The sequence below is a fragment of the Bradyrhizobium sp. AUGA SZCCT0177 genome (assembly GCF_018130125.1).
Classification (GTDB): Bacteria; Pseudomonadota; Alphaproteobacteria; order Rhizobiales; family Xanthobacteraceae; genus Bradyrhizobium.
In genome coordinates, this window is sequence record NZ_JAFCMA010000002.1 from 262,797 (window position 1) to 289,555 (window position 26,759).

Below are 26,759 nucleotides of genomic sequence, written 5' to 3' on the forward strand. Positions count from 1 at the left end.
CATGTCGACGGTGCAGACACTTGAACCCGGAAGCCGTCATGACCTCCGGGTAGGCATTTCACCCGACGCGCCCGACGAAAGCCAGTTCAAGGACGAGAAGGGCGCGTTCGGATATTGCCATTCCTACGAAACCTCGTCCCGATACGACGGGCCGGGGCTGCGCGTGGTGCTGTTCGTCTCCGGCTGCCTCTTGCGCTGCACGTACTGCCACAATCCGGATACCTGGCATCTGAAGGACGGGACCTACGTTTCGGTCGATCACGTGCTCCGTCGGCTGGGCGATTTCGCGCCCGCCCTTCGCTCGCTCGGCGGGGGCCTGACCATTTCCGGCGGCGAGGCGATGGTCCAGTTGGCGTTCACGCGGCGGATATTCGCCGGCGCGAAAGCAATGGGCCTGCACACGGCCATCCAGACCTCCGGATTTCTGGGCGATCGCGTCGATGAAGAATACCTGTCGAACATTGACCTCGTCCTGCTCGACATCAAGAGTTCGGATCCCGAGACGTACCGACGGGTGACGGGCCGCGATCTCGCGCCGACGCTGCGCTTCGCCGAGCGGCTGGCTTCGCTGTCGAAGCCGACGTGGATCCGCTTCACGCTCGTCCCCGGAGAGACCGACGATCCCGCCAACGTCGAGGGCATCGCCCGGTTCGTCGCGCCGATGAAGAACGTTGAATGGGTCGAGGTGCAGCCGTTCCACCAGATGGGCGCGTTCAAGTGGAAGGCGATGGGGCTCGACTACAAGCTTCTCGATACTCCGACGGCCGGCCGGGAGCTGGTGGATCGGGTGATCGGGCAATTCCGCGCGGCAGGCTGCCGGGTGCGCTGACGACAGGCTGGGGAGACCGGACATCATGTTGGACCTTGTTCGCGAGATCATCGGAAGTCAGCCGATACTGACGGCGTTTCTCGCGATCGGGTTGGGCTACCTGGTCGGTCAGATCAGTATCGGGGGTTTTTCTCTCGGCGTCGGCGCCGTTCTTTTCGTGGGCCTTGCCATCGGTGCGTTCGCCCCCAAAGCCCAGATCATTGGACCAATCGGGCTGACAGGACTGATCATGTTCCTGTATGGGATCGGGATCCTCTACGGCAGGCAGTTCTTCGAAGGCATGTTCGGCGTCGGGCAGAAGTACAATCTGCTGGCGCTTGTCGGATGCATAGCCAGCTTGATCGTTGCGCTTGGGCTCGGGCACATTTTCGGTATCAAGATCGGACATACGCTCGGCATCTATGCCGGATCAATGACGAGCACCGCCACACTCCAGGCTGCGCTCGACGTTATGAAGAACAAGGATCCGTCGATCGGCTATTCCATTGCCTACCCCTTCGGGGTCATCGGTCCAATCCTGTGCATTTACTTTATGACCCAGATCGTAAAGCCGAAATTTCCGGCCAAGGCGCAGCGGTTCCACATGGGCGAAATTTCGATCGGTGAAAGCCATGCCGGAAAGCGACTCGACGAACTGACGACGGCGCTCGGCGGTGTGCGGGTCACGATGGTTCGAAAGGGCGGACACAACTTCGTTCCTGCAGCCGATACCGTCTTGACCGCGGGCGATGCCATTCTCGTGGTCGCGGAGGAGAATGAAGCAATTGCCAGGGCGGCCGCCACGCTTGGAAAACTGGAGCCCGGCCGCTTGGCCAGCGACCGCGCTGATCTCGACTACATCAGAGTCTTTGTCGGCAAAGCCGGCGTGGTCGGAATACCTCTTGCCGATCTCCCGATGCCGACCGGCTATCCAACCCATTTATTGCATGTCCGTCGTTATGATGCGGACCTCGTGCCGGCGCCGGACCTGATGCTCGAATTCGGCGACCGGATCGGGATACTGATGCCTCCGGACCGCAAGGAGGAGATTCGGCGCTACTTCGGCGACACGGTGAAGGCGGCGGCCGAATTCAGCTACGTCTCGCTCGGGCTCGGAATGGTCATGGGTGTCCTGCTTGGGCTCATTCCGATTCCGATTCCTGGAGTAGGCGTGGTGACGCTCGGTATCGGAGGAGGACCGCTGATCGTCGCTCTCATCCTTGGCAAATTGCGGCGCACTGGCCCAATGCTCTGGACCATGCCGCTACCAGCGAACATCGTCTTGCGAAACTTCGGACTTGCGATGTTTCTTGCTACCGTCGGCGTCAACGCAGGGCAGCCCTTTGTTCGAACCGTCGCGGAATCCGGGTTCACAATGCTCTTTATCGGGGTTGCCGTTCTTCTGACGACGGTGTTCATCGTCCTGCTGGTCGGCCACTACGTTCTGAAGATCCCGTACGACGACCTAGTGGGCGTGGCATCCGGGGCGACAGGGAATCCGGCGATTCTCGTCTATTCGACCAAAATGGCGCCCACGGAGCGGCCCGACATCGGCTACGCCATGATCTTTCCTTCCATGACGATAGTGAAGGTAATCGCCACGCAGATTGTGGGCCTCCTCATGGTTGGCAGCAGCGCCGACTAGGTGACTGATCAGAACCGGGCCCTTGCCATGGTTCATTCATGAACAGGATCTCGCAGATCGACGGTCCTGGTGAAGATCGCTCGCTGGGCAGGCACGGGAGACACGGAATGGCTGATCGGGCATCCCCGCCGCAACCACCGATCTTCAATTTGAATGCGTACAGCCCGGCTGAGATCAAGGAGGCGGTCGAAAAAGTCGGAGTCAAGAAGACGAACCTTCCCTTTCTGGCTTCATTTATGCTGGCGGTAATCGCAGGGGGCAGCATCGGACTAGGCGCGCTTTACTATACCGTCATCGTCAGCGATGCGGGGCTGAGCTTCGCCGCGGCGCGTGTGATGGGCGGAGTGGCGTTTTCGCTCGGGCTCGCCATCGTTCTGGTCGGCGGAGCCGAACTCTTCACGGGAAACAATCTGATCGTGATGGCTTGGGCGAGCGGACATGTGACGACGAAGGAAATGCTGCGCAACTGGGTCGTCGTCTATTTCGGTAATCTGATCGGCGCGCTCGGACTTGTCGTCCTGGTCTTCCTTTCGCATCATCTCGAAATGAATGGAGGCCGCGTCGGCCTGTCGATATTGAATACGGCTGTCGCCAAGATCCAGCCCGACGCCGTGACGTTATTCTTCAAGGGAGTTTTGTGTAACCTGCTCGTTTGCCTGGCGGTGTGGCTTGCGTATGCCGGCCGGTCGGTTACCGACAAGATTGTTGCGCTCCTATTTCCGGTCTCCGCCTTCATCGCCGCTGGGTTCGATCACTGCGTCGCCAACATGTATTTCCTGCCTTTGGCCTGGTTGATGGCGCGAACAGGCAATGTCCCTCCTGATTTCGACGCGTCAGTCATCACAATGGCGGGCATCATTCACAATCTGGTGCCGGTCACGCTCGGCAACATCGTCGGTGGTGCCGGCCTCGTCGGCGCAATGTATTGGATGATCTATCGGGCAGCCTTCGGCAAGGGCGGCAAGCGCAATGCTACTCATGGCAACGAAGGTTCATGAAGTAGCTGCCAAGAATCGTCTATCGCGTCGGAACGGGTTTGTAGTCGCCGCAATAGACGATGAGCCCGACGATCGCATTTCCCCGAGCGTGATTTTCTGCTCGCGCTTCACTCGGAGATTGCGGCAACTGATTTGCCCACACAGTGCCCACACAGACGATTTTCGAGAGGGGTGATGAGAGGAAGAAAATCGGTCTAAGTTATTGATTTTGCATGGTGAGCGCGGAGGGACTCGAACCCTCGACCCCATGATTAAAAGTCACGTGCTCTACCGCCTGAGCTACGCGCTCACTCGACGCGCTGTGTAGGGGGCGGACCCCTGCGGGTCAATAGCGCCGGCGCCAGAAAATGTTGGGCTGTGCGATCCAAATTCCTGAGGTTCGGCTTGCGGTTAGTCCGGCTTCTTCAAGCGGGCTGCGCCGATGGATTCACCGTCCGTTAATTGGCTTCCCGGCGAATCTCGGATGCGACCGGCTGGGAGGGGCGCGCGACCGTCGGCAGCCGGACCGGCCGGATCCCGATCAGTTCCGCCGTCCGCACCGCGCTGTTGCGCCAGAAGGCGAACGAGTTGGTGCGGGAGTTCTCCAACAGCGCAATCGCGACCGCGGACAGGAACGGCAGGCTTTGCAGCACCAGCACGCCAGCGAACACGTAGATTTCGTGCACCTGCTTGGATCCGTTCGTGACCACCAGCACGGCAGCGCCGATCAGAAGCAGCACGCCGATCACGGCCTCCCAGAACGCCTGGAATTCGATCGACATCCGCGACAGGCCGCCCTTGGAGGTGCGGGCAAAAGCGAGGTGCTCCGTTATCAGGCCCTGGGCGACGGCGCGCGACACGGTCCACTGCACGCTCATCGCCGCGATCATGGCGCCCAGCATCTGGCCGGCCTTGATCTTCACGCGCAGGCGATAGAGCGCGATGAAATGCACCAGCGAGACGACGAAGGAGGCGATGATCGGAAACGTCAGGATCTTGTCGGGAATGGCGATGTCGGCAAACGCCACGATCGGAACCCAGATCAGGTTGAGGATCGCAACCACCACGCCAAGGCTCTCGGCGCCGAGCCAGTTCAGCCAGCCGAGCGAAAATTCCCGGCGTTGATCGGGGCTAAGCCGGCTCGCGCCGGGCAGGAAACGCCGCCAGTGCTTCTTGACGATCTGGAAGCCGCCGTAAGCCCAGCGGTGGCGCTGCTTCTTGAACGCTTCATAGGTGTCGGGGAGCAGGCCCTCGCCGTAGCGGACGTTGGTGTAATGCGTCAGCCAGCCCTGTTGCTGGATGGTCAGCCCGAGATCGGTGTCCTCGCAGATTGTGTCGCTGGACCAGCCTCCAGCCATATCCATCGCGGAGCGGCGGATCAGGCACATCGTGCCGTGCACGATGATCGCGTTGAACTCGTTGCGCTGGACCATGCCGATGTCGAAGAATCCGGCATACTCGCCGTTCATGATGTAGTGCATCAGCGAGAGGTCGCCGTCGCGGTGCTCCTGCGGCGCCTGCACCAGGCCGACGCGGGGGTCCGCGAAGACAGGGACGAGGTCCTTCAGCCAGTCCGGATGCACGACATAGTCGGCGTCGATGATGCCGATGATTTCGGCGTCCGCCGCGGTGCGCTCCATCGCGATGCGCAGCGCGCCGGCCTTGAAGCCCTGCACCTTCTCGGCGTTGATGAACTTGAAGCGTTCACCGAGCGCACGGCAATGATCCTGGATCGGCTGCCAGAATGCCGGGTCGGGCGTGTTGTTGATGATGCAGACGCATTCGAAGTTCGGATAGTCGAGCCGGGCCACCGCGTCGAGCGTCTGCTTCAGCATCTCGACCGGCTCGAAATAGGCGGGAATGTGGATCGACACCTTCGGGAAGGTGACGTTCTCGCCGATGGTGGCGGGCGCCAGCGGCGCGCTCTTGGTGATCAGCCGGCGCGGGCCGCGGCCGAAGGCGACCGCCGCGATCTCCTCGATCCGCGCCATCGCGATCAGCACCAGCGGCACCAGCAGGATCAGGCCCAAGGTCAGCGCGAAGGCTGAGCCGAATACGAAATAGTGAGTATCCCAATAGGCGAACACGGTGGCTGTCCAGGCGCCGACGCCGTTCGCGGCCGCCGACAGCATGACGGTCTGCATGACCGTCGGCCGGTCGAGGCGCAGGATCGGCAACGACAACAGAATGCCGACCAGCAGCGCGATGAGCGCCAGCTTCCAGTAGTTCACATTCACGATCGGGCCGGTCCATGCGAATTTGGGTTCGCGCGAAGCATCCAGGATGCCCCAATAAGGTCCGACACCGCCTTCGTTGAATTTCCAGGGCTTATCGATCGCCTCGACGATGTTGTAGTCCATGCCGATGGCGTCGGCACGGGTCACGAAATTGCGCAGCACCGACGCCTGCTCGAACGGACCGGGCTCGGCGTTCCGCAGATTGTAGCCTGCGCTCGGCCAGCCGAATTCGGCAATGACGATACGCTTTCCCGGGAACTGGTCGCGCAACAGTTGGTACATGGCGACGGCCTGGTCCACCGCTTGTTTGTCGGTGAAGTTTTCCCAATAGGGAAGGACGTGCGCGCCGATGAAGTCGGCGGAGTTGGCCAACTGCGGATAGTCGCGCCAGATGTTCCAGATCTCGCCTGTCGTCACGGGAACGTTGACGGATTTCTTGATCCGCTGGATCAGCCGTCCCAAACGAATGACGTTGTTTTGCGCCGTCATCCATTTCACCGCTTCGGCCCGCTTGTCTTCAGGCTGCGCTTCCGCTTCCTGAAGCCGCTGGGCTTCCTCGCGAACGATGCGTGCGCCTTCGGAGTCCAGGTCCGCTGGCGACACAAGGTTCTCGATCGGGACTTGCTCGCCCCGGTAGATGGTTTCGTTGCCGACGACGACCCCGATGACGTTGCTGTTTTTCCGCGCGAGATTGATGACCGCCTCGATCTCGCGCTTGTTGCGGTCCTTGTCCTTGTCGATCCAGGCGCCCACCGTAACCTTGAGGCCGAACTCAGCAGCAATTGCCGGCACCAGTTCGTTGCCTTCGGTCGACGCGTACAGGCGAATCGCCCGTGTCAGCGTCGAGAGTTTTTTCATATCGGCGCGAATCTTCTCCGCGTCGCCGTCAACGACGACGTGCTCCGGCTCAAACGGCGTGTAGGAGAGGCTCGGCAGATTGCCCCGGAAATCGGGCGCTGGCCGCTTTTCCTGGAACAGACCCCACAACGCAGCATGAGCTGCAGTCACAAACAGCAGAACGGCGACGACGACGCGCATCGGCGGCTAAACCATACGGGGCCCAAATGAGGGGAAAGCGAACCCGTCCCCTAGGTTCGACCGACAACGCGGCTTCATGAGGATAATCCTGCCGCACAATTTAACAACTGGTATGACGCCATGGCGTTTTAAGGGCGCGGACGATTCAAACGCTGAAAAATTTGAATCGTTCCCGGCAGTTACGGCCGGTTACTTCGCCGGCGTCGGGCTGGCGCTGGGGGCCGGCGAGGGCGCTGCCGCTGGCGTGGGAGCTGCGTTGCCGGCGGTCGGGGGCGTGGCCGGGCTGGCCGCCACCGCAGCCTGCGGTTGGGCCGCCGGATTGATCCAGCAGGCGTGAACCCTGTCGTCGAGGCTCCTAGGCACCTTGTCGTCGATCTGTCCCCCGAAGCGGGTCAGGCAGCGGAACGTCGCCTGGACATGGCCGCCGGGGCAACCGAACCGGTCATAGAGGTCCAGATGCCGGAATGCCGTATCAAGGTCGTCGCGCCACATCAGGCGGACTACGCGCCGGCCGAGCCAGACGCATTCCGGGTTCCCGCCGGGGCCGTTGATGACCTGCGAAGCCTCACCGAATTCATCGGTTTTCCGCTGATTATCCTTGGTCGGGTCGGCCGGATTGGCCGCCGGGGGCTTGCCGGACTGGTCCGGGGCGGGGGTGCCGCTCTGGGCGAAAACCCCGCCTGTGCCGAGCAGGAGGGCAAGGCCTGCAACGGCGAGATGGCGCAAAACCGCATTCTTGAGATCAGGCCCACTGCGACGCATACATTCCCCGACTTGTTTCATGGCCACTGAATTCCCAAAAAGGCAATTCCCGCGGCCCGTGATGGCTTGGCTAGTTGCCGTCCAAATAGGTCTCCAATGCGGCGGAGACACTGCCGGATTCCCATGACCGTTATTTCGGTTTTTGTCCAGCAAACTCACAACTTTATCGTGGCGTGGTAAAATCGCCGCAGGAAGGTCGGCGGGAAGACTTGGATCGAGAGGACTTGGATGAAGTCTTAGGTGAAGACTTTAGGTGGAGACTTGGGGCAGGTCTTTGGATTAGGTCTATCCTGGACTTGGCAGAACGCCGGTGACCGGCTAATCGACGGTCCCCGCCCGGAGGATGGAACCGATTTCTCTTCGTACGCCGCTGGCGCTTCTCCTGACATCGCTAGGTATGATCGCAGCTTTGTGGTGGTGGTTGGCCACCCCGATCACGCTTGTGCGCGCCCCGATCGATCCCAACGCCAAATTGCAATGCGTTTCCTACGCGCCGTTCCGCGACGGGCAGACACCGCTGATTCCGACCACGCATATCAGTGCGGAACAGATTGCGCAGGATCTGGCGCAACTCGCCAAGATCACCGACTGCGTGCGCACCTATTCGATCGAGAACGGCCTCGACCAGGTTCCGGCACTCGCCGCCAAGGTCGGGCTCAAGGTCATGCAGGGCGTCTGGCTCAGCAGCAACCGGATCAAGAACCTTTCGCAGATCGCGATCGCGGTCGGCCTGACCAAGCAATATCCAGGCGTCATCACCGCTCTGGTGATCGGCAACGAGGTGCTGCTGCGCGGCGAGATGACGACGTCGGATCTGGCGGCCTACATCCGCGGGGTCAAGCCGCAGGTCACCGTTCCCGTCACCTATGCCGATGTCTGGGAGTTCTGGCTGCGCAACCGTGAGATCTACGACGCGGTCGACTTCGTCACGATTCATATCCTGCCGTACTGGGAAGACATTCCGGTGCGCGCGAAGTTTGCCGCCTCCCATGTCGATTCGATCCGCAAGCGGATGGCGGTCGCCTTTCCGGGCAAGGAAATCCTGATCGGCGAGACCGGCTGGCCCAGCGCCGGGCGGATGCGCGAAGGCGCGCTGCCGTCGCGCACCAACCAGGCGCGGGTGGTTTCCGAAATTCTCGATCTCGCCAAGCGCGAAGGCTTTCGCGTCAATCTGATCGAGGCCTACGACCAGCCTTGGAAGCGCCAGCTCGAGGGCACCGTCGGCGGCTATTGGGGCCTGATCGACGCGGCGCAGCGGGCGGTGAAATATCCGCCAGGCGAGGCCATCAGCAATTTTCCGTTCTGGAAGCTGCAGATGGGATGCGGCATGGCGCTGAGCTTTTTCGTGTTTTTCGCGGGCTGGCTGACGTTGCGGCGGCGACCCTGGCAGCCGCGGCTGGCCGCCTGGCTTGTGGTCGGCACCTCAGCGACGATCTCCGGCATGCTGCTCGGCGTCGCCGCCGACAAGATGTTCTACGAGAGCTACGGGACCGGCGGCTGGCTGCAATGGGGGGCGCTGCTCGCGGCCGCGATTGCTTCACCGATGCTGTGCGCCAACGCTGCGATGTCAGGACGGCCGCTGCCGACCTTCCTCGAATTGCTCGGTCCGCGCGACGGCCGGACCGGATCGGTGCTGTCCGTGCTGCTCGGCCTGACGCTGGTGGTCGCGACGCTGATCGGCGCGGCGACCGCGCTCGGTTTTGCGTTCGATCCGCGTTATCGCGATTTTCCGTTCGCGTCGCTGACCATGGCCGTGGTGCCGTTCGCCGCCTTGATGCTGGTCAACCGGCCGAAAGAGGGCACTCGCCCGATCGCCGAATCGGCCTTTGCCGGACTGCTCGCGGTGGCCACGCTCTATATCGGCTTGAACGAAGGCCCGCAGAACTGGCAGGCGATGTGGACCTGCGCGATCTACTTCCTGCTCGCGCTTACGCTGTGGCGGGCGCGGGCCGTGCAAATCCCAAAATAAGCAGCCCGATCGCGATCCCCGACAGCGCGACGTTATAGAGCACGATCCCGAGCCCGGCTGCGATCAGGCCGCCGGTCAAAAGCACGATCGACGGCCGCATCACGTGAAGCACCGCGATGATCAGGGCGACGATGCCGAACACCGAATTCTTGAACAGGGTGGTGGCGAGCGTACGGGCCTTGCAGATCATCGTCTGCAGGCCGGCGTCGCACGCCAGCGCGACGGTGGAGAACTCGACCGCGAGATAGCGCAGATACAGCGCGTAGCCGACGGTGACGAAGCCGACCACCAACAGGAACTGCACCTGATAGGGCGTCAGCCGGAACGGAATTTTTTTCACAGCGGCATTTTCTCGAGCGTGGATGGATGGCGGGGCGAATATGGTCGGGAATGGCCGCCGGGACAAGTCATTGCAGGACATTAAGGAGTGTCACAAGCAGATCAGAGTCTGACCGCAACCCATTGTATTACAATGAAATATCTATTGGCCTCTCTTGCCGAACCAGGACGAGACCGCCGATGTCGATGTTTCCGGTCGCTTTGGCGGCTCCTCCGCGACGACGGCCGCTCGTTTCGCCACCGCACCCCGCCGGCGCGGCGAAGGTTTTGCGCTCGGCGCAGGCGCGGGGTTGTCACCGGTCAGCGACAGCCGTTGGCCGTCGAAGATCGCCGTCTCGCAGTTCCGCTTGTTTTCGGTGAGGACGGCGCAGATCCGGGCGGCAGCTCCGGCGTCGTTGATGGGACCGGCCACCAGCCGAAGCTGCATGCCGAGCCCGTTGGTGCTTTCCTTGATCACGATGATCGGGCGGAGCGCGGCGAGCGGCGCGTTCGATCTTGATTTCAACAGCCCGCGCCACAGCGCGCGCAGGCCGGGGACCGAATTGGCGGTGCCGAGATCGACCCCGAATTGGGTCCGTTGGACCGGGACCTTCGGGGCGGTTTCCTCGTCCGCCTCGGCGTCCGTGGCCGGCGCGGCCGCCATCACTTCCGGGATCGGGCTCGCTGTCACCGGACTCAGGGGTCTGGTGGGTTCGATCAGTTTGGTGGCGGACGTATCGGGCGGCGCCATGAAGGATTGTGAGGCGACCAGCGGCGTAGCCGGCGTCGCAGCGTCGGCCTTCGCAACTTCGATCTTCACGGTATCGATTTTCGCAGTATCGGACTTTACCGCTTCAGGCTTTACCACCTCAGGTTTGGCGGCTTCAGACCTTGTCGGGTCGGTCGTCTTTGCTTCGATCTTCGGCAGCTCGGTTTTGGGGGGGTCCTTGCCAGGTTCTTTGGCCGGATCCTTGGCAACGGATGAAACCGCCGCCGGACCCGGTTCGGCGGGGATCGGATTGGCAACGGATTTGTCAGGCACTGCCGCAGCCGTCTGCGTCGCCACCGGCGCCACGGCGGGAGCTGGACTTTGCGCGGCCTGATTCTGGGAAGCTTGGGGCTCGGCGGGCATCGAGGGCGTAGCCGGGGCCGGCGATGTCGCGGCGGAATTCTGGCGGGCGATGGACCCGGTCACGGAGTCCAGCCCGCGTTCCAGGCCGGTGACGCGGGTGTAGAGCCGGTCGCGATCGCTGTTGAGCGTATCGATGGCCGCGGCGAGCCGTCGCGCCTCGCGTTCCGTTTGATTGGCAACATTCTGGATCTGCTGCGCTCGCTGGCCGAGATCGGCCGCGGCCATCTGGTCGCGCTTCCATCCAAACTGGGTCTGGTTGGCCATGACGGCGACGACGACCGCGGCCACCGCACCGACACCCCACGATCCGAGCCGCCACAGCGCGCGGCGGTCGAGATCCTCTTCCTCGGCCAGCAAACCGCTCAGCACGCCGCCGGTATTGTCCGTCTCGAGGCCGCCAGCGCGATGGTCGGAATTCTTGGCCAAACGTCTTTGGCCCTCCCGAGGCCTGCCGAATCACAGGGCAAACATTAACAGGAATTCTGCCATGATCTTGAATCCGGAACTTTGCGGGACGGCGAATCAGGTTTCCACTCACAGCGAAAACACCTAAAGACGGCGCCGGCGCATTTTTTGATATTTGAGGACTTCGCATGACTGCTCGATCCAGCCTGACGGTGGTGCTCGCGGCCGGCGAGGGGACGCGGATGCGGTCCTCGTTGCCGAAAGTGCTGCACCCGGTGGCCGGCCAGTCGCTGCTGGCGCATGTGCTGGATGCCGCCCCGAAGGGCGCGGGCGCCTCGCTCGCCGTCGTGATCGGCCCCGATCACAAGGCGGTCGCCGACGAGGTTGCGCGGATACGCCCCGATGCCGCGACCTTCATCCAGCGCGAACGCCTCGGCACCGCGCATGCGGTGCTGGCGGCCCGAGAGGCGCTGGCGCGCGGCGCCGACGACCTGATCGTCGCCTTCGGCGATACGCCTTTGATATCGGCCGAGACGTTTGCGCGAATGCGCGCGCCGCTGGAGAAGGGCGCAGCCCTCACCGTGCTCGGTTTTCACGCCGCCGACCCCACCGGTTACGGTCGCTTGCTGATCGAAGGCGATCACCTGGTGGCGATCCGCGAGCATGCGGATGCCAGCGCCGAGGAGCGCAAGGTCACGCTGTGCAATGCCGGGGTGATGGCGTTCGACGGCAAGAAGGCGCTCTCGATCCTCGAGCGGATCGGCAATGCCAACAGCAAGGGCGAGTATTATCTCGTCGATGCCGTCACACTCGTCAGGGACATGGGATTGGAGGCCGTCGTGATTGAAACCAGCGAGGATGAAGTGCGCGGAATCAACACCAAGGCGCAGCTCGCCGAGGCCGAATCTGTGATGCAGGCGCGGCTGCGCAAGGCAGCGCTCGACGCCGGCGTGACGCTGATCGCGCCGGAAACGGTGCATCTTGCCGCCGACACCACCTTCGGCAACGACGTCACCATCGAGCCGTTCGTGGTGATCGGCCCCGGCGTCACCATCGCCGACGGCGCGGTGATCCATTCGTTCTCGCACATCGTGCAGGCCTCGATCGGCAAGAAGGCGTCGGTCGGCCCGTATGCGCGGCTGCGGCCCGGCACCTCGCTCGGCGACGGCGCGCGGATCGGCAATTTCGTCGAGACCAAGGCCGCTCATTTGGAAGCCGGCGTCAAGATCAACCATCTCTCCTATATCGGCGACGCCCATGTCGGCGCCAATTCCAACATCGGCGCCGGCACCATCACCTGCAACTATGACGGCTTTTTCAAGCACAAGACCACGATCGGCGAGGGCGCTTTCATCGGCACCAATTCGTCGCTGGTGGCGCCGGTGAAAATCGGCAAAGGCGCCTATATCGGTTCGGGCTCCGTCATCACCAAGGACGTGCCCGACGATGCGCTGGCCGTCGAGCGCAGTCCGCAGAACAACCGCGACGGCGGCGCGGCACGCTACCGCGAGATGAAGCTGCGGGCGAAGGCGAAGAAGGAAGGTTGAGGGCGCTTGCGTGCTAGAGGTCGTCGAACGACGACATCTCGTCCTGGTCGTCCCGGCGAACGCCGGGACCCATACCGCGTGATCTCTCGGTGAAGTCTCGGTAGCAGAGACCTTTCGCAAAACTTTTCCCTGTGGTTATGGGTCCCGGATCGCGCTTCGCTTGTCCGGGACGACAAGAATGTGCGTTCGCATTCTCGCGGCGCGATGCGCCCGAGTTTTGCTCGTGAACTTCCCGCCCCCGATAGCAGAGGGCGCAGGGAATGCCGGATGCGCGCTGCACCCGCGGTCTCATGTGCGATTGTGCTAAGAAAGCTGCACATGAGCATACAGGGCAGTGGAGAACATCCGACATTCCCTGCGCAATGGCTTTACGGCTTATAACGCGCTCTCCCCGGTGAGACGGCCTCTATTGCCACCGTCGCCTCGCAGATCGCTCCGCAAGACTTGACGCCGTTACGGGCGCCAGGACCACACGCTTTCGCCGTACGCCTCCGCTGCGCCCGTCAAGCGCAACATCGGCGTCCACCGCAGCCCACCCCACGTCCGTGACGATCGCGATACGCCCCTCGTGAAGGGATGAGACGAAACCGATATATTCTGATTTGGCGAAGTTGTCAAGCATAATTTCCGTAAATCGGAAACCATTTGCGCTACGCGCTGAATATCAGCAGATACTTGCCGCTCCCGTCAGGAGAAGCTGGTGATCCCCACTCAGGCATACAGCTGCAGGAACTTGCCAGATTGATGCGAGCCGTCACAGCAGCTACTCTTGTTTGCGATGGTAACCCCCGAGCCAACGCCCCAGCGATCGGATGCAGAAGCTTGACAAGCGAGCGTCGGGTCCTGCTTTGGATGTGCCTTCTCGTTGGCGTGAACCAGCTTGGCTTCGGCGCGATGGTGCCGTCACTGCCGCTGTATGCGAACTCATTCGGTGTCTCGGCTTCAGCCATCGGCATTGCCGTCGCCGTCTATGGTCTCGCGCGGTTTTTGGCAGTGTTGCCGGGAGGACAATTTGCTGACCGCTGGGGCCGGCGGCCCGTGCTCGCCATCGGCGGCATCATTTCGGCGGTCGGAAGTTTCTGGTGCGCCGGCGCGCATAGTTTCGTGGAATTCAACCTGGCGCGAATTGTTGCAGGTGCCGGCGCGGGCATCATTCTGACGGTTGGCCAGATCGTCCTCGCCGACATTAGTTCGCCCGACCGGCGCGGACGAAACATCGCGACGTATCAGGCTGCGTTTCTCTTTGGTTTCGGCATCGGCCCTTTCCCCGGTGGATTGCTCGCTGGCGCCTACGGCCTGGCCGCGCCATTCTGGATGACGGGCGTGGCGAGTGTTCTGACGACGGCGATTGCGTGGTTTCTGGTCAGCGAGACCCGGTCCACCAGAACGAGCGCGACAGCCTCCGGCAAGGCAGCTGAGATCCCCTTCGTCCTGCAGATGCTGCGGCTGTTGTCTCATCGGGGCTTTCTGCTGGTCAGCCTGATTTCGCTGATGAACGCGGTCGTTCGCACGGGCGGGTTGTTTGCACTCATCCCGCTGCTTGCGACAGCCACGCTGGGCCTTTCGGTCGCCGAGATCGGCTTTGCCATGATGGTGTCCGGCGTATGCGGCTTTGCCGCCGCCTATCCAGCCGGGGCGCTCGCCGACCTCGTCGGCCGCAAGGCGGTCATTGTCCCGTCAACCGTGCTGACGGGATTGTCGATGGTGCTGTTCTGCTATGCGCCTTCGTACGCGTGGTTTATCGCGGCTTCCGTCGTCTGGAGTGTTTCAACCTCCATCAGCAGCTCCGCGCCGGCAGCCTACGCCGCCGATTCAGCTCCAGCCATGAACGCTTCGGCGATGAGCGCCTATCGGATGACGGCGGACGCGGGCTATGTTCTTGGGCCGCCCGGGTTAGGCCTGCTCGCTGACCTCACCAGTCCGGCCGTCGCCATTATCTCGGCATCCGTCGTTCTCGTCGCCATCGGAGCCATCTTTGCAGTCACGCCGGCGGAGAAGCGGAGTCTGGAGCAGCGCTAGGTTGAGGGGATGAACGAAGCGCAATGCCCCCTAGCGGAGATGCCGATGGCTCGCCGAACGGGTATGCCTCAACTTGGACCTGTTCAACCATTCACGCTGCGACAGCGGCCATTGGGGGCCGTAGGGCGGATTGAGCCGAAGGCGTAACCCGCCCGTTGTCTTCGGTTCGGACGGCGGATTACGCTGACGCTAATCCGCCTGTGCGCTCCGTTTCGAACCAAATCTGCCGCCGTATCGACCAATCAAAGCACCCGGGAGGACGCCCCTGGCGAGATGCGATGAAACTGCAGAAGATCCTTTTCAGCTTCGACGGCCGGATCAGCCGCCGCACCTATTGGCTGGCGATCCTCGCCCTGATCGTCGCGGTGCAAGTGTTGACCGTCGCCCCCTTTCTCCTCGAAAGCGAAAAGGCGGCCGTCCTGTTGCTCGCCTTGACCTCGCAATTCATATGGCTCTTGAGCCTGTGGCCGATACTGGCCGTAGGCAGCAAGCGATTGCACGACCGCAACAAGAACGGCTGGTGGCTGCTGGTTTTCTGGCTGCTCCCCTTTGCCCTGTTCTGTGGCGGCTTCAGCATCTACCTCTTTGACGACCCCAGAACCGGCCGGAGCGGAGATTTCTTGACCGGCTCGATCCTGATTTTTGCGAGCCTTCCGCCCGCGCTATGGGGCATCGTCGAGCTCGGCATTCTGCCGGGCACCAAGGGGACGAACCTATACGGCGCCGACCCGGCGCAACAGTTGACTTAAAACCGCTACGCGTCCCGCGCTGGGTGCCGTCCTGATCGCTCTTGCACCATAGCCACTCCAAACCACAACCGAGTGCAAAACCGATCGGGCGGCACGGCAGACAAGTCGGCTCCAATCCTGTGGCGCCTGGCGTGCCTTTCCGGTGATTTCAAGCTCGCAGCCCCTAGCTGCGGCGCGACCGGCATGCTTTGGTCCGCCCGGGCAAAATCGGCGCGGATTTCTTTTGGTTTGGGTTGCGCGGCTGGGGTATCGTCCGGGGCATGTCAATTACGGCGAAAACGCATTTTGTTCGGCTGATTGCCGCGCTGTTCGGCGTGTCGTTGACCGCATCGTCGGCCGTGGCCGAGGGCACCATGAAGGGGGCGGACTTTGTCCGGGTCGTCCCCGATCAGATGCATCAGCTGGAGGTCGCAAAGGTTGAGACGTTTGCGTTTCGCCCGCAAAGATCGGCGATCGGCCAGATCGGATACAATGAGGATGCCTCCACGATCGTCCTGACACCGTTCTCCGGCCGCGTTACCCGTCTGGTTGCCAAGCTCGGCGATCAGGTCAAAAAGGGCGATCCGCTGCTGGAAATCGACAGCCCCGAGCAACTGGTCCCGCAGAACGACTTCATCGCCGCCCAGGCCGCCAGACGCAAGGCAGGCTCCCAGCACAATCTGGCGCAGATCCTCGAAAAGCGCGTTCGCGATCTCCATGAAGGCAAGGCTGCGCCGTCCAAGGACCTGCAGCAGGCCGAGGCGCAGCTTGCCGCCGCCGAACATGACCTGCGATCGGCGGACACGGCGTTCGAAGCCGCCCGCGTCCGCCTGCGGATTTTGGGCCGTACCGATGCGGAAATTTCGAAGCTCGAGCAGGATGGCATGCTGAGCCGCGTGACCACGATCACCGCGCCGATCGATGGTACCGTCGTCTCGCGCAAGGTCGGGCCGGGGCAATATGTCAAAGCCGATTCCGGCGAGGCCCTGTACACGATCGCCGACCTCTCGACGGTGTGGCTGAAGGCCCAGATCTTCGAGCAGGATATCGCGCAGGTGCGGATCGGCCAGGAGATCGAGGCCAGGGTTTCCGCCGTGCCGAACCGGGTGTTCAAGGCGCGCATCAACGCCATCAACTCGACGTCGGACCTGACGACGCGCCGGGTCGTGGTCCGGTCCGAGATCGAGAATAGGGATCATGCGCTCAAATCCGAGATGTTCGCGATGTTCAGGATCAGCATCGGCGAAACATCGAGGAATCCTGCGGTGCCGACCGACGCTGTGATCCGCGAGGGCGACACGGCTACCGTTTGGGTCGAGACCGAACCGCTGCTGTTCAAGCGTCGTCCGGTCGAGATCGGAATCCAGCAGGACGGCCTGACGCAAATTCGCAGCGGCCTCGAGGCCGGAGAAAAAGTCCTCGCGCGCGGCGCGATCTTCGTCGACAACGAGTGGCGTCAATGATTTTGCGTTTCGGGGCCACGGATGCTGCGTAGTCTGATTGCGTTTTGCCTGTCGCGGCGGCTGCTGGTGATGGTCGCGTTCGCGGCCTTTCTCGGTCTCGGCTACGTCACTTTCCTGATGCTGAACATCGAGGCCTATCCCGACCCGGCGCCGCCGATCGTCGAGATCATCGCCCAGCAGGCCGGCCAGTCGCCGGAGGAAGTCGAGCGCTACATCACGATCCCGATCGAGATCGCGGTCGCCTCTACGCCGGGGCTGAAGTTCATTCGCTCCAATACCGTCTACGGGCTCGGTTTCGTCCGCCTGCAGTTCGAATACGGCCGCGACTATCATTTCGTGCGCCAGCAGACCCTCAACCGGCTGAAGGATGCGGTGCTGCCGGCCGGCGTGCTGCCGGTGATCTCGCCTGCCGGCGGCATCAGCGAGATCTTCCGCTACGAGCTGGTCGGCCCGCCGGGCATGGACGTGATGAAGCTCAAGGCGCTGCAGGACTGGGTGGTCGAACGCAAGCTGCGCATCGTGCCCGGCGTCGCCGACGTCGCCGTGCTCGGCGGCAAGACCAAGGAATTCCAGGCCGAGATCAATCTCGACCGCATGATGGCCTACGGGCTGACGCTGCCGCAGATCATGACCGCGATCTCGGGCAGCAATTCCAATGTCGGCGGCCGCACCATCTCGATCGGCGAACAGTCGGTCAATGTCCGCAGCATCGGCGTCATCAGTTCGATGGACGACATCGGCAATATCGTGCTGACCCAGCAGGGCGGCGTTCCGGTGCTGGTATCCGACGTCGCCAAGGTCCAGATCGGGTTCGCGCCCCGGCTCGGTCTCGCCGGCCGCGACGACAAGACCGACGTCGTGACCGGCATCGTGCTGATGCAGAAGCTCGAACGCACCATGGACGTGGTCAAGCGCGTGCGCGCGGCGGTGGAGCGGATCAACACCGACGGATCGCTGCCCTCAGGCGTCAAGATCGTGCCGTTCTATGACCGCGGCGATCTCGTTGCGATCACGGTGCAGACCGTGCTGCATAATCTCTTGTTCGGGATCGCGCTGATCTTCCTCATCCAGTGGGTCTTTCTCGGCGATCTGCGCTGCGCCGTCATCGTCGCGGCGAACATTCCGGTGGCGCTGTTCCTGGCCGTCATGATCACGGTGATGCGGGGCGAGTCCGCCAATTTGTTGTCGGTCGGCGCCATCGACCTCGGCATCATCGTCGACGGCACCGTGATCATGGTGGAGAACATCTTCCGCCATATCGCCCACCACACGCCGGGGGTGGCCCCGGATCGGCGGGCGCGACTCAGCGACAAGCTGCACCGGATCCTGACCGGCGCCATCGAGGTCGACAAGGCGATCTTCTTTTCGGTGATCATCACGATCGCGGCCTTCCTGCCGCTGTTCACGATGCAGGGCGTCGAAGGCCAGATCTTCGGGCCGATGGCGCGCACCTATGCGTATGCGCTGCTCGGCGCCGTCATTGCCACCTTCACCGTGACGCCGGTACTGGCCTCGATCCTGCTGCCGGCCCATGTAAGGGAAGTCGAAACCTTCGTGGTCCGTCATATACGCACCGTTTACCAGGCCATTCTGGTGCCCGCGGTCCGCAACTATCGCCGATCAGCTGTCATCGCCGCGGTGTTTCTCGCGCTGTGCCTCAGCCTGAGCTTCCGGCTCGGCACCGAATTCCTACCCAAGCTGGAAGAAGGCAATCTCTGGATCCGCGCCGTGATGCCGCCGACGATCACGCTCGAAGCGGGGATGGAAACGGTGACCAAGATCCGCGCCATCATATCGAGCTATCCGCCGGTCCAGACCGTGTTTTCCGAACAGGGCCGCGGCGAGGAAGGCACCGATCCCGACGGATCGTTCCTCGCGGAGTTCTTTGTCCCGCTCAAGCCGGCCGACACCTGGCCGGCGGGGCTGACCAAGGAGCAGATGGTCAAGCAGATGAGCGAGAAGCTCAACCGCGAATTCGTCGGCATCGATTTCAACTTCTCGCAATACATCCAGGACAATATCGAGGAAGCCGTTTCCGGCGTGAAGGGCGAGAACTCGATCAAGATCTTCGGCAAGGACCTCAACGAGCTGGAGCGGCTGTCCAAATCGGTGAAGACCGAACTCTCTGGCGTGCGCGGCGTCGCCGATCCCGCCAGTTTCAATCTGCTCGGCCAGCCCAATCTGGTCGTCCAGATCGATCGCGCCAAGGCCGCGCGCTACGGCTTCTCGATCAGCGACATCAATTCCGTGGTCCAGGCCGCGATCGGCGGCCAGGAAGTTTCCAAGGTCTATGAAGGCGAGATGATCTTCGCGCTGACGGTGCGTCTGGCGCCCGAATTCCGCAGGGACGTCGATGCCATCCGCGCGATCCCGGTGGCGCTGCCGAACTCGGATCCGAAGACGCCAACCGCCTATATCCGGTTAGGGGATCTCGGCGAGGTCAAGCTCGTCAGCGGTGCAGCCTATATCTACCGCGAGAACAGCCAGCGCTTCATCCCGCTGAAATACAGCGTTCGCGACCGCGATCTCGGCTCGACCGTGGTCGAGGCGCAGGACCGGATCGCGAAGAAGGTCCCGGTTCCGCAAGGCTACTCGATGGAATGGTCCGGCGAATACGGCGCGCTGGTCGATGCCAAGAAGCGGCTCGCACTGATCGTGCCACTGAGCCTGCTGTTGATCCTGATGCTGCTGTACAGCCTGTTCAATTCGATTCGCGACAGTCTGCTGGCGCTGTCGGGCATCCCCTTTGCGGTGGCCGGCGGGATTCTGGGGCTCTATATCGGCGGCCTGAATTTCAGCGTCTCGGCCGCGGTCGGATTCATCTCGCTGTTCGGCGTGTCAGCCATGGATGGCATTCTCCTGATGTCCTATATCCGACGCGAAATCGATGAAGGCATGGGAACGGAGGACGCGATCATCCGCGCCGCCGAAACACGGATGCGGCAAATCTTCATGACCGGGCTTTCGGCCTCTATCGGCCTGGTCCCGGCGGCGATCTCGACCGGGATCGGTTCGCAGGTTCAGCAGCCGCTGGCTTGCGTCATCGTCGGCGGAATGCTGCTGTCCCCGATCTGCAGCCTGCTGGTGATCCCGGTGCTGGCACGGTTGTGGATGCCGACGATACAGGAAACCGGATTGGCGCATGAAGCCGCGCCCCATTAAGACGCCGCGCGTAAGGAAATGGACCGCATGACTTTGCCGATGAACTGGAACGAATGGGCGCAGCACGACGGCGTGGCGCTGGCGGAGCGCGTGCGGAAGGGCGAACTGACGGCGCAGGAATTGGCAAGCCAGGCAGCCGCAGCCATCGCAAAAGTCGATCCGGCGCTGTCTGCCGTGGTCGAATTGTTTGAAGACGCCATCGACGATCCCGCCAAGGCCGGCGCCAATCTTGCGGGACCGTTTGCCGGCCTGCCGTTCCTGATGAAGGATCTGGGTCCGACCATGCAGGGACGCCTGCAGGAAATGGGATCGCTGCTGATGCGCGGCAATCGCGCCACATCAGATACGTTCCTGACATCGAAGATGCGCCAGGCCGGACTCAATTTGATCGGACGGACCACGACGCCAGAGTTCGGCGTTTGCAGTTCGGCTGACAATCCCGCCGTTTACGTCACGCGCAACCCCTGGAATACCGACTACACCACCTGCGGATCGTCGGCCGGCAGCGCCGCGATGGTTGGGGCGGGCGCGGTGCCGATCGCGCATGCCACCGACGGCGGCGGTTCGATCCGCATCCCGGCCGGCGTCAACGGCAACATCGGTCTGAAGGTTTCACGCGGCGTGTTCTCGCTGGCGCCGCACCTTTCCGACTTGTCGGGGCTGGTGTCGATCCAGGGCTGCCAGTCGCGCACGGTGCGCGATACCGCCGCCTTCGTCGATGCTTGCCGCGGTCCCGCGCCCGGCGAATTGATGCCGTTCTGGACCGCGCCGGAGCCGTATCAGGACATGATCAAGCGCGATCCGGGAAAGCTGAAAATCGCGCTCTCGCACCAATGGGGCGACTACCAGGCGACACCGCAGATCGCATCCGAGCTGAAAAAAGCCGGACAATTCCTCGAAGGCCTCGGCCACCACGTCGATTACGCGTTGCCGGCGATCGACTACCCCGCCGCCTTTGAAGCCCAGACCACCTGCTACATCAGCAATTTTGCGGTGGTCATCAGCAACATGCTCGCCGCGCGCGGGCTCGAAAAGCCGCCCGAGGACCTCATCGAACCGGTCAACATAAGGATCTGGGAAGCCGGCCGGCACACAACCTTCGCCGAGCGGGCGCGCATGCAGGCGGTCTTCAACACGACCTCGCGCGGCTTCGGCGCATTCTTCGAGGATTGGGACATCATCCTGACGCCGATCACCGCGCTGCCGACGCCCAAGGTCGGCACCACGGAATATCTGACCATCTCCGACAATCCGTCGGTGCTGGACTGGTTCGGCAATCTGTGGCGCAACTTCGCTTTCACGCCGCTCGCCAATCTGTGCGGGATTCCCGCGATCTCGCTGCCGATGGCGCAGCATGAGCATGGCTTGCCGCTCGGCATTCAGGCCCAGGCCAGGCAGGCCAATGACGGGCTGCTGCTGCAGCTCGCAGCGCAGATCGAGCGCGCGCTCGGCGGCCAATGGAACTCGGGACGGAAGCCCGGCGTGCACGCGACGAACGGCTGAGTCGTCTTTGGCTCACCCATCAATATGGTCTAGAACGTCCGTATGTCCGAAGCATCAAAAGTCGACACGCCGCTGCCGTTTGACGAACTGGCTGACGCCATCAAGAGCCACCGCTCCGTCTATGGGCACATCAGCGGACTTCAGCTCGACCGCGCCGCCCCTGGCGAGGCCTGGTCGAGCCTGCCGTACCGCCCGGTCTTCGTCGGCGATACCGGGACCGGCGTACTTCATGGCGGCGTCGTCACCGCGATGCTCGACGAGAGCTGCGGCATGGCGGTCCAGCTCGCGCTCGACGGGACGCGCGCGATCGCAACCCTCGATCTGCGCATCGACTATTTGAAGCCGGCAACGCCCGGCCTCGACATTCGGGCGCATGCGATCTGCTACCGCGTCACCCGCTCGATCGCCTTCGTGCGCGCAACGGCCTATCAGGAGACCGAGGACGATCCGGTCGCCACCGCAACGGCCTGCTTCATGGTCGGCGCCAACCGCACCAATATGCTCAAGGGCCGCTCGAGGGAGGATCTCGCGCTGCCGACGCTTGAAGCGCCGGAAGATCCGACGGGCCCGTTCGCCCAAAGCCCGTTCGCGCGCTGCCTCGGCATCCGCGTCAGCGAGGACGGCACGCTGGTGATGCCGTTCTCACAGAAGATCATCGGCAACCCGATCCTGCCCGCGATCCATGGCGGCATGACCGGCGCCTTCCTCGAAACCACCGCCATCGTCGGCGTGACGCGCGAACTCGGCGTGTCGCTGCCGAAGCCGATCGGGCTGACGATCAATTATTTGCGCTCCGGCCGGGCGCTGGACAGCTACGCCAATGTCTCGATCGTCAAGCAGGGCCGGCGCGTCGTCGCCTTCGAGGCGCAGGCCTGGCAGGACGACCGGACCAAACCGATCGCCTCGGCGTTCGGGCATTTCATGCTGAGGCAGGCGCCGGGCGCGGACGAGGAATAGGCGTATCCAGGCGTTAAGCTTACGATCCAAGCAGTCATCGACAAGCGGCTACCGCCGGGCTTAAATCTGTCAGGTGCTGACCGCGGCCACACGGGCATTAACGGGATGTTGATGCTCTCGCTGTTGTCTCGCCATGGTTGATGGTGGAACATTGGCGCATAGAGCGCACTGATTTTTGAGGGAACGGTATTGCTGGATCCAAAATGGGATGAGCGATTTATGCTCCTGGCGCATCATCTGGCCACCTGGAGTATCGAGAAAGGGCGGCGCGTCGGCGCCGTGATCGTCGGGCCGGATCATGAAATCCGCTCGACCGGCTTCAACGGGCTGCCGCGCGGTGTTCGCGATGATCTCGAGGAGCGTCATTCGCGCATCACCGGCGCCAAATATATCTGGAGCTGCCACGCCGAACAGAATGCGATCTTCAATGCGGCCCGCATTGGCGTCGCGCTCAAGGGCTGCACCATCTACGTTCCCTGGTTTCCCTGCGTCGAGTGCACCAAGGCCATCATCCAATGCGGCATCACGGCGCTCGTCGCCTACGCACCCGACCGGCCCAACTCGAACTGGGCCGAGGATTTCTCCATCTCCGGCCAGATGCTGAACGAAGCCAACATCGAGGTTCGGCTGATTCCCCGGCTCGCCGAACTACCCGACGCCACCGAAGAGTGAGGCTCCCGCCTCATCGTGCGGGCCGTCACCAATCCTTGTAGGTCGGCTCGGTGCACCCGCCACAAACCCAGGGAAAGGTCCAATCGGCAATCCGTCTGGCGCTGTCGGGAAGATATCTGCTCCAGACCGACGCCTTGATCGGGCTGATTGACCGCCAGACCACGTCATAACTTCCGGAAGCTTCGAGTTTGCCGATCATGGCCGGCTTGGAGAGGAGATGATTGGTGTTCATCACAACCTCAAAACCGCTCGGCGCCCTGACGCGCTGGCCGTACATCGCTTGCCGGACCGCATTGACGTCGGCGGTGCCGGCCTGGCTGACGGCCTGCGCCCACATCCGAAAGCCGATCAGGGTCGCCTCCATCGCATCGTTGGTGGTCTTGTCCCGCTGCTCGTTGAAATCCGTCCACATCTTGATGAACGCGTCATTTTCTGCCGACTTGACGGACTGGAAGTAGTTTCGCGCCGCCATGTGCCCGGCGAACTTGCCGAGGTCCACGCTGCGCAGCTCACGTTCGCTGACGGAGAGCGCCATGAACGGCATTTTGCTGACGTCGATCTGTTGCTTGACCAACTCGGCGTACAAATGAACGTTTGAGTCCCCGGTGACGGTCGAGATCACCGCGGTCTTTTTTCCTGATGCGGCGAACGACTTCACGCGTTCGACGATCTCCCGCCAGTCGGACTGGGTCGGCGCTCCATAGATCGTCGTAATGTCCTCCAGAGACACGCCCTCGGCCGCAAGATAGGCGCTCAAAATCTGGTTGGTCTTGCGCGGATAAAGATAATCGGTCCCGAGCAGAACCCATCGGCGAACGTCGCCGCCTTCCTTGCTCATCAGGTACCGAACAGCGGGAATGGCCTGCTGGTTCGGTGCTGCGCCCAGATAAAAGATGTTACGGGAGCTCTCTTCACCTTCGTATTGAATGGGATAGTAAAGCAGCCCGTTCATCTGCTCGAAGATGGGAAGAGCCGCCTTTCGCGCAAGAGAGGTCCAGCCGCCGAATACCACCGCGACCTTGTCCCTGGTCAGCAACTCGCCGGCTTTTTCCGCAAAGGCATCCCAGTCCGATTCGGGGTCGGCGACAACAGGCTCCAGTTTCTTTCCGAGCAGCCCTCCCTTCTTGTTCTGGTCCGCAATGAGCATCAGCACGGTGTCCTTCAGGACGGACTCGCTGATTGCCATGGTGCCGGACAGCGAGTGCAGAATGCCGACCTTGATCGTGTCTTCGGCGGCGTGAACAGCCGACGCAGTGAAGCCCAGCCAGAGCGTGAGCAGCGTCGACAATATCCCGCAAGGGATCGGCGTCCGCTTCATGTCGATGCTCCCAGCAGTTCAAAAATGCGGGTTTCCTTGGTCATGCCCTTGGCAACCACGGCATCAAGAGCCCTGAACTTGAAGAGATCCCCAACCCGCCGGAACACATCCTCACTGACCAGGACCGTTGTCCCGGTTTGCTTGTTCAGGCCCTCGAGACGGGCCGCCAGATTAACGGTGTTGCCCAGTGCCGTGTAATTCATGCGCTCGGTCGATCCGACATTGCCGACCACGGCCTCGCCGACATGAATGCCGAACCTTGTAATGAACGGCTGCAATCCGCCGGCCTCGAATTCGGCGTTAAGGCGTTCACCGGCAGCCCTGGCTGCCAGCACCGCCCGGCAAGCGCGCGCCACATGGTCGGGTTGCGGATTGGGTGCATTCCAGAACACCATCACGGCGTCGCCGATGAACTTGTCGACCGTGCCCCCTTCGGCGAGAAACGCCTCTGTCATCACGGAGAAGTACCGCGACGTCTGCCGCATCAGGACGTCAGGATCGGCCGACTCCGCAATCGTGGTAAACCCCTGGACGTCGGTAAACACCAGCGTGATGTCCTGCTTTACGCCGCCGAGTTCGGTTGAGATGGAATTATCGATCAACCCGCGAACGATCTCCTTGGGAACGAAATGCGCGAACGACCATATCGCCCGCTGCGCGAGATTCATGTTGCTGCCCAGCGCGTGGATCTCCCTGATGTAGGACGTCACCGGCACGAGTTCGGGTTCAGCCAGTGTCTGCAATTGGCGCGCCTGCGCGGTAATGCGCTGGATGGCCCGGGACATCTGGCTGCCGAACATCCAGACGACCGGAATGAAGCCCGCGCCGACCAGGATCGCGAGAACCAACCCATTGAACTGGAGCTCGCGGACGTTCTGGACGAAGTCATCCTGGGCCGCCAGCAGCAATATGTTGCCGCTGTAGCGTTCGCCGAGCGCGAACTTCGTCACCCTGAAGAGAAAGCCTTTCCCTGTTTCGTCCTCGATGTTTCCTTCGTAATTGTCCTTGTTGTACGCACCGCGTATCACCGAGGCCACGATTCCCTTGTTGATCTCGTCGATGCTGGGCAATGACGATCGGGCCGGGTGCGTCATCGCGCTGGTCACCAGATCTGAAAACTGGGGGTGGGCGATGATCGATCCCGCCTGGTCGAAGATCATCACCGTGCCGTGCTGTCCCGCCCGCTGCGCCTGGACGAATTCGCTGAACGTATCGAGCTTGAGATCGGCGGCGATCACGCCCGGCACCTTGCCGCGCAGTGGCGCGCTGACGGTGATGACCGGGGCGCCAATACTGAACGAGAGATAGGGTTCTGAAACATACGGCCGGTCCGCCTGCATCGTCGCCCAGTACCAGGAACGTTTACGGGTGTCGTAGCCGTATTTCCACAGATCGATTTCATCGATCTCGTTGCCTTGCTTGTCCTGGAAGATCCGCCGCAGCGGCAGTTGACCTCCAGCGGTCGGACGAATGAGACTGATTGCGATGTCTGCGTTGGAGGGCGCGCGCAGGCGTTCGCGCTGCTCTTCGGTAAGGTCGCTGATGCGCCGCACCTGCAGCCAGGCGCCGTTCTCGAAGCCGGCATAGATGCTGTCCATCTGCGGCAATTCCTGCAGTGCGGCCTTGAACAGCGGAATGGCGCGGCCGGTCTCGCTTCGTTCATCGGAGTCGGCCACGCTTGAACTGGTAGCCAGCACATTGACCAGCGATGAAATCGCGGACAGCTCGCCTCGAAGACGTCCAAGCACTTTGGTGCTGGTTGCATCCATGTAGGCAGACGCGGCTTCGTGGGTGGCGAAGCGCAGCGACCGGAGCTGAATGGCGATCAGCAGCACGGTCAACGCGACGATAAACGCCATGACCACAAACGTGATGGAGGTCCGGAATGTGAACATCTGCGTTCCGACTCCCAGGCCACCGCGGATCGCACCTGGCGAGCGTTGCGGCGCAAAAGGCTTTCGCACATGGCCGATGCAACCGGCGCCTGTCGCCACCTTGCGGGTGGCATCATCATCCATGGCAACGCTGTTGTCTATTGCATGGGTCTATTGCGCGGCAGTCTACCCCAAATAGGGCATGGTTTCCGTACGACCGCTCCG

The 26,759-nt window shown here is 62.4% G+C and carries 18 protein-coding genes and 1 tRNA gene; 12 read left to right on the top strand and 7 right to left on the bottom strand.

Features of this window, described 5'->3' with window-relative positions:
- Position 1 precedes the first annotated feature (1 nt).
- The 3 genes from pflA (at position 2) to JQ597_RS03650 (ending at position 3,451) form a co-directional block, all read left to right on the top strand.
- Complete coding sequence (pflA, locus tag JQ597_RS03640; RefSeq protein ID WP_212262869.1) at positions 2-829, top strand: pyruvate formate-lyase-activating protein; 828 nt, start codon at positions 2-4, stop codon at positions 827-829.
- Between the two features lie 25 nt (positions 830-854).
- Entirely contained in the window at positions 855-2,453 is a 1,599-nt protein-coding gene (locus JQ597_RS03645; protein ID WP_212262870.1) for an aspartate:alanine exchanger family transporter, read from the top strand.
- 107 nt (positions 2,454-2,560) lie between these two features.
- Positions 2,561-3,451 carry a formate/nitrite transporter family protein gene (locus tag JQ597_RS03650; protein WP_212262871.1) on the top strand — a complete coding sequence of 297 codons (891 nt, stop codon included), beginning with the start codon at positions 2,561-2,563 and terminating at the stop codon, positions 3,449-3,451.
- A gap of 213 nt (positions 3,452-3,664) precedes the next feature.
- On the opposite strand, the gene JQ597_RS03655 is transcribed toward JQ597_RS03650, so the two are convergent.
- From JQ597_RS03655 to JQ597_RS03665, 3 genes are all read right to left on the bottom strand, one after another.
- Positions 3,665-3,740 (bottom strand) — tRNA-Lys (locus JQ597_RS03655).
- A gap of 148 nt (positions 3,741-3,888) precedes the next feature.
- A complete protein-coding gene (locus tag JQ597_RS03660) occupies positions 3,889-6,705 on the bottom strand; it encodes a glycosyltransferase (RefSeq protein ID WP_212262872.1) in 2,817 nt (938 codons plus the stop codon).
- A gap of 189 nt (positions 6,706-6,894) precedes the next feature.
- The gene (locus JQ597_RS03665; RefSeq protein ID WP_212262873.1) at positions 6,895-7,467 is read right to left on the bottom strand and encodes a beta-1-3, beta-1-6-glucan biosynthesis protein; all 573 of its coding nucleotides are present in this window, start codon (positions 7,465-7,467) and stop codon (positions 6,895-6,897) included.
- A 343-nt stretch (positions 7,468-7,810) separates the two neighbouring features.
- On the opposite strand from JQ597_RS03665, the gene JQ597_RS03670 reads away from it, so the two are divergent.
- Positions 7,811-9,436, top strand: a complete 1,626-nt coding sequence (locus tag JQ597_RS03670) for a glycoside hydrolase family 17 protein (RefSeq protein WP_212262874.1) — start codon at positions 7,811-7,813, stop codon at positions 9,434-9,436.
- Here the strand turns inward: JQ597_RS03670 and JQ597_RS03675 are convergent.
- Positions 9,396-9,776 carry a hypothetical protein gene (locus tag JQ597_RS03675; RefSeq protein ID WP_212262875.1) on the bottom strand — a complete coding sequence of 127 codons (381 nt, stop codon included), beginning with the start codon at positions 9,774-9,776 and terminating at the stop codon, positions 9,396-9,398. The two genes, JQ597_RS03670 and JQ597_RS03675, sit on opposite strands and share 41 nt — an antisense overlap.
- A 141-nt stretch (positions 9,777-9,917) precedes the next feature.
- On the bottom strand, positions 9,918-11,312 hold the full coding sequence (locus JQ597_RS03680) for a hypothetical protein (RefSeq protein ID WP_212262876.1): 1,395 nt from the start codon (positions 11,310-11,312) through the stop codon (positions 9,918-9,920).
- Between the two features lie 167 nt (positions 11,313-11,479).
- Here JQ597_RS03680 and glmU point away from each other — a divergent pair, with 167 nt between their 5' ends.
- The 8 genes from glmU to JQ597_RS03720 all read left to right on the top strand — a co-directional run bounded on the left by glmU (position 11,480) and on the right by JQ597_RS03720 (position 23,342).
- Positions 11,480-12,838: a bifunctional UDP-N-acetylglucosamine diphosphorylase/glucosamine-1-phosphate N-acetyltransferase GlmU gene (gene glmU / locus JQ597_RS03685; protein ID WP_212262877.1), complete on the top strand. Its 1,359-nt coding sequence runs from the start codon at positions 11,480-11,482 to the stop codon at positions 12,836-12,838.
- 822 nt (positions 12,839-13,660) lie between these two features.
- Positions 13,661-14,857: an MFS transporter gene (locus tag JQ597_RS03690; protein ID WP_212262878.1), complete on the top strand. Its 1,197-nt coding sequence runs from the start codon at positions 13,661-13,663 to the stop codon at positions 14,855-14,857.
- 278 nt (positions 14,858-15,135) lie between these two features.
- Positions 15,136-15,606, top strand: coding sequence for a DUF805 domain-containing protein (locus JQ597_RS03695; protein WP_212262879.1), 471 nt, complete (start codon positions 15,136-15,138; stop codon positions 15,604-15,606).
- Between the two features lie 260 nt (positions 15,607-15,866).
- On the top strand, positions 15,867-17,048 hold the full coding sequence (locus JQ597_RS03700; RefSeq protein WP_212262880.1) for an efflux RND transporter periplasmic adaptor subunit: 1,182 nt from the start codon (positions 15,867-15,869) through the stop codon (positions 17,046-17,048).
- A gap of 21 nt (positions 17,049-17,069) precedes the next feature.
- The gene (locus JQ597_RS03705) at positions 17,070-20,210 is read left to right on the top strand and encodes an efflux RND transporter permease subunit (RefSeq protein WP_212262881.1); all 3,141 of its coding nucleotides are present in this window, start codon (positions 17,070-17,072) and stop codon (positions 20,208-20,210) included.
- Between the two features lie 27 nt (positions 20,211-20,237).
- Complete coding sequence (locus JQ597_RS03710; RefSeq protein ID WP_212262882.1) at positions 20,238-21,713, top strand: amidase; 1,476 nt, start codon at positions 20,238-20,240, stop codon at positions 21,711-21,713.
- Between the two features lie 42 nt (positions 21,714-21,755).
- Complete coding sequence (locus JQ597_RS03715; protein WP_212262883.1) at positions 21,756-22,670, top strand: PaaI family thioesterase; 915 nt, start codon at positions 21,756-21,758, stop codon at positions 22,668-22,670.
- A gap of 189 nt (positions 22,671-22,859) precedes the next feature.
- The gene (locus JQ597_RS03720) at positions 22,860-23,342 is read left to right on the top strand and encodes a deoxycytidylate deaminase (protein ID WP_283813386.1); all 483 of its coding nucleotides are present in this window, start codon (positions 22,860-22,862) and stop codon (positions 23,340-23,342) included.
- A gap of 25 nt (positions 23,343-23,367) precedes the next feature.
- On the opposite strand, the gene JQ597_RS03725 is transcribed toward JQ597_RS03720, so the two are convergent.
- Together JQ597_RS03725 and JQ597_RS03730 are read right to left on the bottom strand one after the other, a co-directional pair.
- Complete coding sequence (locus JQ597_RS03725; RefSeq protein ID WP_212262884.1) at positions 23,368-24,660, bottom strand: ABC transporter substrate-binding protein; 1,293 nt, start codon at positions 24,658-24,660, stop codon at positions 23,368-23,370.
- Positions 24,657-26,678, bottom strand: a complete 2,022-nt coding sequence (locus JQ597_RS03730; RefSeq protein WP_212262885.1) for an adenylate/guanylate cyclase domain-containing protein — start codon at positions 26,676-26,678, stop codon at positions 24,657-24,659. Before JQ597_RS03730 ends, JQ597_RS03725 begins: the two co-directional genes overlap by 4 nt.
- Positions 26,679-26,759: the final 81 nt, after the last annotated feature.